At 45.8% G+C, this 8612-nt stretch carries 7 protein-coding genes; 5 read left to right on the top strand and 2 right to left on the bottom strand.

Annotated elements, in window-relative coordinates; all coding sequences use genetic code 11:
- Window positions 1-1424, top strand: a 1424-nt coding sequence (locus F6K37_RS25715) for an ATP-binding protein (RefSeq protein ID WP_353838490.1), incomplete at its 5' end; no start/stop codon positions are given.
- Here the strand turns inward: F6K37_RS25715 and F6K37_RS25710 are convergent.
- Window positions 1390-1608 carry a hypothetical protein gene (locus tag F6K37_RS25710; RefSeq protein WP_287253084.1) on the bottom strand — a complete coding sequence of 73 codons (219 nt, stop codon included), beginning with the start codon at window positions 1606-1608 and terminating at the stop codon, window positions 1390-1392. The two genes, F6K37_RS25715 and F6K37_RS25710, sit on opposite strands and share 35 nt — an antisense overlap.
- A 6-nt stretch (window positions 1609-1614) precedes the next feature.
- Between F6K37_RS25710 and F6K37_RS25705 the strand changes: the two genes are divergently transcribed.
- The 4 genes from F6K37_RS25705 to F6K37_RS25690 all read left to right on the top strand — a co-directional run bounded on the left by F6K37_RS25705 (window position 1615) and on the right by F6K37_RS25690 (window position 8380).
- Complete coding sequence (locus F6K37_RS25705) at window positions 1615-2616, top strand: hypothetical protein (protein ID WP_287253082.1); 1002 nt, start codon at window positions 1615-1617, stop codon at window positions 2614-2616.
- A gap of 9 nt (window positions 2617-2625) precedes the next feature.
- Complete coding sequence (locus tag F6K37_RS25700; RefSeq protein ID WP_287253080.1) at window positions 2626-2763, top strand: hypothetical protein; 138 nt, start codon at window positions 2626-2628, stop codon at window positions 2761-2763.
- A 287-nt stretch (window positions 2764-3050) separates the two neighbouring features.
- Window positions 3051-4415, top strand: coding sequence for a Rossmann-fold NAD(P)-binding domain-containing protein (locus tag F6K37_RS25695; protein ID WP_287253077.1), 1365 nt, complete (start codon window positions 3051-3053; stop codon window positions 4413-4415).
- A gap of 125 nt (window positions 4416-4540) precedes the next feature.
- Window positions 4541-8380, top strand: a complete 3840-nt coding sequence (locus F6K37_RS25690; protein ID WP_287253074.1) for an nSTAND1 domain-containing NTPase — start codon at window positions 4541-4543, stop codon at window positions 8378-8380.
- A 77-nt stretch (window positions 8381-8457) separates the two neighbouring features.
- Here F6K37_RS25690 and F6K37_RS45650 read toward each other — a convergent pair whose 3' ends face one another.
- A complete protein-coding gene (locus F6K37_RS45650) occupies window positions 8458-8610 on the bottom strand; it encodes an Rpn/YhgA-type helix-turn-helix domain-containing protein (RefSeq protein WP_502887778.1) in 153 nt (50 codons plus the stop codon).
- Window positions 8611-8612: the final 2 nt, after the last annotated feature.

Genomic DNA, 8612 nt, shown 5'->3' with positions numbered 1-8612 from the left:
TTGATCTGACACCCCACACCCCACACCCCACACCCCACACCCCTCCCCTGATGACTCTAAATTTATTCAACGAATTTTACAAAGCCACTAACCCAAGCAAAACCCTTGATATCACCCAGAAAGAAGACCAGAAGCTATATATCGATTTTTCTCCTGTTCGAGAGGAATTTTCTTCTTTCCAAGGGAAAGCACTGATTGAGCAACTGAAAGCTCCAATTAATTTATTATCGGAAGATGAACCCACCTGTCAATTATTTACCGGACATATTGGTTGTGGTAAGTCTACGGAATTATCTCGACTCAAGGCTGAGTTGCTAGCAGAAAACTTTCATGTGGTTTACTTCCAGTCCGATCAGGAATTAGAAATGAACGATGTGGATGTGGGGGATATTTTATTAGCTATTGCTTACCAGGTCAGTCAAAGTTTGGAAGGTAGCCAGGTTAACTTACCCCTACAAGGGTTGAGAGCTTTGGTACAGGATATTACCAACTTGTTAGATTCGGAGGTAACTGGGGTTGAGCTTAAGGTTCCCACGGTTGGTGAGTTTGGTATCAAGGAAAAACAGGGAGAGTATGCCTTATCGGTAGGGATGGGCAAGATTATGACGACAGCCAAAAATAGCCCACCCTTGCGCCATCTGTTGCGAGAGTATATTGAACAGCGTACCAAAACGATTATTGATGTGATTAATACCGAGTTGATTGAGCCTGCGATCGCTCAACTCCAACAACAGGGAAAACGGGGACTAGTGGTAATCGTCGATAACCTTGACCGGGTGGAAATTGTTTCCAAATCTGGGGGAACACCACAACCAGAATATTTATTTGTAGAGCGGGGAGAACAGTTGCGCCAACTCAACTGTCATGTCATTTATACCATGCCCCTAGGGCTACGATTTTCTAAGGATTACCTCCGGCTTACCAATCGTTTTGGAGTTGAGCCGAAGGTGTTGCCAATGGTGCCAGTGACGCAACGGAATGGTAAAGAGTGTGAGGAAGGAATGGAAAGGCTCAGAGCGATGGTAATGGCTAGAGCTTTCCCTAAGCTAGCACCAGCGCAACGGTTGCAGGAGATTCCGGAAGTGTTTGATGCACCGGAAACCCTTGACAGACTCTGTTCTATTAGTGGTGGTCATGTCCGAGAGTTACAAACAATTATTCGGGAATGGATGACGCTGGAGGAGAAGTTACCTCTATCCCGGGCAGGGTTAGAGTATGTTATTCGTACTAGATGTAATAAAATCCGATTAGCGATTCAGCCAAAGGAGTGGGAATTATTGCGTCAGGTGCATAAAAGCCAAGAAGTCATTGGAGAGGACTATTATCGTTTACTGGTGCGTAGTCTATTTGTCTATGAATACTATGACGATCAAGGGTCTTGGTTTACAGTCAATCCGATTCTGGTAGAAACGGGTAAGTTGTAGGGGAGGGAATCGGGAATCGGGAATCGGGAATCGGGGGAAGAGTTTCGGAGGTGTGGGGAGGCTGGGAGGTGTGGGAAGTGTGGGGAGTCAGATGAGCAAGAATGCGCCTTGAGATGCACTTTGAGATTGGTTTTAGTAATTCTTCGTCCCTTGAATTTGGAAACACCATTGCACCCATTGCCATAACTCCATGACTAATCGTTACTCACAGGATCATCACCAACACCCTGATCATCAACAGCTATTGAACAAGCTGGCTTGGGTCATTGAAAAGGGAGCCAGTGTAAAGGAATTTACCTTAATCTTTGCCCATTGCAATTATACCCAGTGGCGAGACCACTTGATTCAAGATCTGGTAGAGGTTTGTTCGGTAGAGATTTTCCAGATTGGGCTAACTTCCGAGGTCACACAGCTCTACAGCACTATATACAGCAAGATTAAATCTCAATTGGGACAACAACCGCCCCAAGGAATTATGGTTTATGGCTTTGAGGTGGTCACAGACCTTGAGCAACTACTCAAATTAGCGAATCGAGTCCGGGAAGAGTTTCGCAAACAGTTCCATGTCCCGGTTTTATTTTGGGTAGATGATCGAGTCTATTCCCAATTCCTGCGCTCGGCCAGGGATTTGGAAAGTTGGGGAACCGGTTCAATCCTGGACTTTCAACTCTCTACCCCTGACGTAATTAAATTTATCCAACAGGTCATTGATCTTGGCTTTACTCAAGTCTTAGCCGCTGGAGCTGCTGGGGGTCTTACCCATGGACAGAATCTCAGTAACCAGCAGCTGGCTGACTTACGCCGGGCAAGGCAAGACTTGCAACATCGGCAGGTAAGATTAGCGCCAGACTTAGAAGCCAGTGTGGAATTTATCCTAGGTCGAGAAATTCCCAATGATCCCAACCAGTCCCAACAGCATTATCAACGAAGTTTAGACCTATGGGAAGATATTCTTGGAGCTTACCCCTCTCCCAACCCCGAACATCTAATCCGCTCCGGATGTGTTCTGTTCCATATGGGGCTATTGTACCGTACCTATGCTACTCAAGACCGGAATCAGGATCAGCAACATTACCTCAGGGCTAGAGATTATTTTGTGCGATCGCATTATTGCTTTGAGCAAGCTAAGCGTCCAGACTTAGTGGCTAAGTTTATCAATCCCTTAGGGGAAAGTCTACAAAGACTAGAGTAATCCCATGAGTTGGAACAGTTAGAAAAAAAAGCCAATGCCCTCCATCAGGAATATCCCAACCCGGTCTGGCTTGCCCATGATTACGGCATTGGTAGTGGTAAAGATGTAGTGATTTGCCTACGGTCTGGTCAAGGTTTCGGGTGCTAAAATCACTATTTATGTACCACTACCAATGAGGGAAACCACAACCATTGCTAATCTGACTCCCCACCCCCCCACCTCACAAGGCTAGGTTTTTAAACATTGGGGCGAGTACGTACTTTCATTGTGTAGCAATTTTTAAAAATATGTATCCAAATCTACAATAATTTCCGGGATAATTCTCTCCATCTGCTCATTTCACGCTTCTGAGGACTCCCGACTCCCGACTCCCGACCCAAATGTAAGAATCCTACCCATCTCAGACCCCCTCAGACCCGGTCACCCCACATCTTATGACTGTAAATTTCACCCAGTTTTATAAAGCCACTAACCCAAGCAAAACACTCGATCTCACCCAGGCAGAAGACCAGAAGTTTTATATCGATTTTTCTTCCGTCCGAGGGGGAGCACTGATTGAGCAACTGAAAGCTCAAATTACTCTATTCTCTGAAGATCAGCCCACCTGTCAATTATTTACTGGAAATATTGGTTGTGGGAAGTCTACAGAATTATATCGACTCCAGGCTGAGTTGCTAAAAGAAGACTTTCATGTGGTTTACTTGGAGTCGAGTCAGGACTTGGAAATGAATGATGTGGATGTGGGGGATATTTTATTAGTTATTGCTCGCCAGGTCAGTGAAAGTTTAGAAGCTAGCCAGGTTAACTTACCACTAAAAGGCTTTAAAGCTTTCCTACAGGAAATTACCACATTGTTGGGTTCCGAATTGTTGGGTTCCGATATAACTCCGATTGAGGTTAAGGTTCCCAAGGTTGGTGAGTTTGGTATCAAGGAAAAACAGGGAGAGTATTCGCTATCGGTAGGGATTGCTAAGATTACCACGAGAGCCAAAAATAGCCCAACCTTGCGTAATCGGTTGCGGGATTATATCGAACCTCGTACCAACACCATTATTAATGTGATTAATACCGAGTTGATTGAGCCTGCGATCGCTCGACTCCAATACCAGGGAAAACGGGGACTAGTGGTAATCGTAGATAACCTTGACCGGGTGGAAATTTTGCCGAAGCCTTGGGGAAGAACACAACCGGAATATTTATTTGTAGACCGGGGAGAACAGTTGCGCCAACTCAACTGTCATGTGATTTATACCATGCCCCTAGGGCTACGATTTTCTAATGATTACCTCCTGCTTACCAATCGTTTCGGGGTTGAGCCGAAGGTGTTGCCCATGGTTCCAGTTAAGCAACGGAATGGTAAAGAGTGTGAGGAAGGAATGGCAAAGCTCAGAGCGATGGTAATGGCTAGAGCTTTCCCTAAGCTAGCACCAGCGCAACGGTTGCAGGGGATTTCGGAAGTGTTTGATGCACCGGAAACCCTTGACAGACTCTGTTCTATCAGTGGTGGTCATCTGCGGCAGTTACTGTCAATGATTCGGGATTGGATTATGGTGGAGGGCAAGTTACCCCTATCCCGGGCAGGTTTAGACCAGGTTATTCGTAGTCGCTGTAATAGAATCAGATTAGCGATTGAGGAAGAGGACTGGGAATTATTGCGTCAGGTGCATCAGAGCCAAGAAGTACGTGGTGATTACGATTATCAGGCGCTGGTGCGTAGTCTATTTGTGTATGAGTACTATGACACTCAAGGGTCTTGGTTTACCGTCAATCCGATTCTGTTAGAAACGGGGAAGTTGTAGTGTAGGGAATCGGGAATCGGGAATCGGGAATCGGGGGAAGAGTTTCGGAGGTGCGGGAAGGGTGGAGAGGCTGAAAAGTCATACCTTGAATTTGGAAACACCTGAGCACCGATTGCTATAACTCCATGACTAATCGTCAGCCACAGGATTATCATCAACAGCTATTGAAGCAGCTGGCTTGGGCAATGGAAATGGGAGCCAGTGAACAGGAATTTTCCTTAATCTTTGCCCATTGTAATTATACCCAGTGGCGAGACCAGTTGATTCAACAGCTGGCAGAGGTTTGTTCGGTAGAGATTCTCCCGATTGAGCTAACTCCCGAGGTCACCCAGCTCCACAGGACTATATACACCTCGATTCAATCCCAACTGAGACAACAACAGCCCCAAGGGATTATGGTTTATGGCTTTGAGGTGGTCACAGACCTTGAGCAACTGCTCAGATTAGCCAATGGAGTCCGGGAAGAGTTTCGGAAACAGTTCCATGTCCCGGTTTTATTTTGGGTAGATGACCGAGTCTATACCCAATTCCTGCGCTCGGCTAGGGATTTGGCCAGTTGGGGAACCGGTTCACCCCTAGACTTTCAAATCTCTACCGCTAATGTAATCGAATTTATCCAACAGGTTACTGATCTTGGGTTTACTCAAGTCTTAGCCGGTGGAGCTGCTGACTTTCTTAACCATAAACATAATCTCAGTAACCAGCAGCTGGCTGACTTACGCTGGGCTTGGCAAGACTTGCAACATCGGCATGTAGAATTAGCCCTAGACTTAGAAGCCAGTCTGGAATTTATCTTAGGTCGAGGAATTTCCCATGGTCTCAAGCAGTCCGAGAAGGATTATCAACAAAGTTTAAAGCTATGGGAAGATTTAGTGCTATCTTCGCGCTTTTCTCGCTCTCGGGTAACCGAACATTTAATCCGATACGGATGTGTTCTGTTCTATATGGGGCAATTGTACCGTACCTATGCCGATCAAGACCGGAATCAGGATGAGCAACATTGCCTACAGGCTAAGGACTATTTTTTGCGATCGCATTACTGCTTTGAGCAAGCCCAGCGTCCCGACTTAGTAGCTAAGTTTATCAATCCCTTGGGGGAAATTCTACAAAGACTAGGGCGATGGGATGAGTTGGAGCAGTTAGGGGAAAAAGCCTTAACCCTCCATAAAAAATATCCCAACCCGGTCTGGCTTGCCCATGATTACGGCATTCTAGCGGCAGAAGTCGCCATCGCTCGCTCCCAATGGCCTCGGGTCAAGGAGTTGGCAACTCAAGCACTGGACATCCTTACCAAGGCCAAGAATTCTGTTCAACTTCCTGGTGACCTGAGCCGGGAGCAGTTGGACTGGGCATGGGGACTTCATCAAGGTTGGTATCTGTTATCCTTAGCCAGAGCCTACAAGCATCTCGGTCAACCCCAGAAAGGGATTGCCCATCTTGAGCTTGCCAAAGACCAAACCCTACCTAACTTTAATCCCGATTTATATATTCAAATTCTGGCAGAATTGCGACAGCTCTACTTTGACCAAGGGAAGTATCAAAAAGCCTTCTCAGTTAAGGCATACCAGCAATCAATCGAGTATCAGTTCAGGTTTCGGGCATTTGTGGGCGTTGGTCGATTGTCCCTCAACCAACGAATCAGGGATACTCAGGCAACGGCAGAGGAAAAGCAGCGAATTGTGGCTGATCAAATTGCTGCCTCTGGTCGAGAGCAAGCGATTAATGACTTAGTTGAGCGTATTGGTCGCGCAGACCGCAAACTAACGGTACTTTTTGGCTCCTCGGGCGTGGGTAAAAGTTTTCTACTTCAGTCTGGTTTAATTCCTAGATTACACCAAGAGATTATTGGCGCTCGGGATGTGGAGCCGGTGTTGCTGACAGTTTATCCCCAGTGGGAACATAGGTTGGCTGAAACGATAATTGGAAAAAAGCAGGGGGGAGAGGGAAAAAAAAATCTGGGCAAAATTATCGACCATCTGGTAAAAAATGATTACAACAATCGACTGACTGTTCTAATTTTCGACCAGTTTGAAGAATTTTTATTTGAGTATCCTCAGCCACAGCAACGGCGAGTTTTTTATCAATTCTTAAAAGACTGTCTAAAACTTCTTGGAGTGAATGTGATTCTGGCCTTGCGAGAAGATTATATCTATTATTTATTAGAGTGTAATAACCGCTTGATTAGTTTAGATGTCGTCAATAATAATATTCTCAGCAAAGAGGTCCTGTATTACTTAGGTAATTTTACTCAATTCCAGGCCAAAGCGGTGATTGAACAGTTAACGGAGCAGGCTAAGTTTTCCTTAGAACCAGAGTTGATTGAGAAATTGGTCAAAGATTTAGCAGCAGAAACAGGAGAAGTTCGTCCGATTGAATTGCAGGTGGTGGGAGCGCAATTAGAAACCGAGGGAATTGTCACCTTGGAGCAGTATCAGCAACGGGGCGATAAGGCCAAACTAGTAGAGCGTTATCTGGACGCTGTGGTTACTGATTGTGGACCAAAACACCGAGAAACTACCTGGAAATTGTTGTTTATATTGACTGATGAGAAGCAGCTTCGACCCTTAAGAACCAAGAGTGAATTAGCTACTGGGTTAACCTTAACCACAAAGCAGCTCAGGATGATTTTGGATATTTTAGTGGGCTCGGGTTTAGTGTTTCAGATTCAAGCAGTAACAGAAGAGTTATATCAGTTGGTTCATGATTATTTAGTATCTCCAATTCGTCATATATATGAGAGTGAAAGAGAAAAAAAATTGGCAAATTTTGAGGAAGAAAAGCGAATTTTGGAGCAAAGGAAGCAAGAAGGAGCCAAACTAGAACGAGCAGGACTTACACATCTTATTGAATTGTATAGGCCGTTTAATAAAACTAGCCTGTTTGATGCCTTAGTAGCAGCTATGGAGACCGGGAAAGCCTTGAAAGCAATGGTCACGAAAAATACTCCGTTGAAAGACTATCCTGCTGCTAGTCCAATACTTGCTTTACAACGGATTCTTGACCAGATTCAGGAGCCTAGACTTGTGAAGCATCAGGGTAGGGTTAAGCAGGTGGCATTTAGGCGGGATGGTCAGCATCTGGCTAGCGCTGGAGGTGACGGAATCGTCAGATTGTGGGATCTCAACACTGGGCAAGTCCAACAAGAATTTAAGGGGCATTGGGGTTGGGTTTGGCCGATGGCATTCAGCCGGGATGGTCAGCATCTGGCTATTGCTGGAGGTAACGGAATCGTCAGATTGTGGGATCTCAACACTGGGCAAGTCCAAAAATTGTTGAAGGAGCCTCGGGGTTGGGTTTGGCAGTTGCAATTCAGCCGGGATGGTCAGCTGCTGGCTAGCGTTGGACTTGACGGAATCGTGAGGTTGTGGGATCTCAACACTGGGCAAGTCCAACAAGAATTGAAGGGGCATCCGGGTTGGGTTTGGCAGATGGCATTGAGCTGGGATGGTCAGCTGCTGGCTAGCGCTGGACTTGACGGAATCATGAGGGTTTGGAATATCAAAACTAGGCAAGTCCAGGAATTGAAGGGGCATCAGGGTAGAGTTTACCAGGTGGAATTTAGCTGGGATAGTCAGCTGCTAGCTAGTGCTGGAGTTAACGGAATCGTGAGATTGTGGGATGTCAACACTGGGCAAGTCCAAGCATTTACAGAGCATCACAGTAAAGTTGACCAGGTGGAATTTAGCCCTGATGGTCAATTGCTCGCTAGCGCTGGACGTGACCGTACCGTGCGCCTGTGGGATTTAGCGGGTCGGCAAATTGCCCAATTCGAGGGGACTCGCCTGGTTTTCCACCCAGATGGGACGCAACTGGCTACCATAGACGGTTATACCATCAAGCTGTGGCGGGTGGACACCCTGGATGGACTCTTAGCTAGGGGTTGTGCTTACTTACGTAGTAATTCCAGAAATAGTTATGTCAATCCGGAACTGAAGGCGTTTTGTGATGGCTTGCTGGAAGAATGAAGAATGAAGAATGGAGAATGAAGAATGGAGAATGAAGAATGAAGAACGGAGAATGTATAATTCTCAATTCTCAATTCTCAATTCTCAATTGATTCAATCTCTTCTCGAGAAAGTTGGGTGATTTTCATAATAGTCTCCACATCTAAACCTTGTTCCCGGCAGGAACGGGCGATCGCTATTTTTTCTTGTTTTATCCCTTTTTCAATACCTCGAATTTCTGCCTGTTCCACTT

Origin of the sequence: Moorena sp. SIO4E2, assembly GCF_010671945.1 — a bacterium.
Classification (GTDB): Bacteria; Cyanobacteriota; Cyanobacteriia; order Cyanobacteriales; family Coleofasciculaceae; genus Moorena; species Moorena producens.
This window is presented reverse-complemented; position numbering and strand designations above follow the sequence as displayed.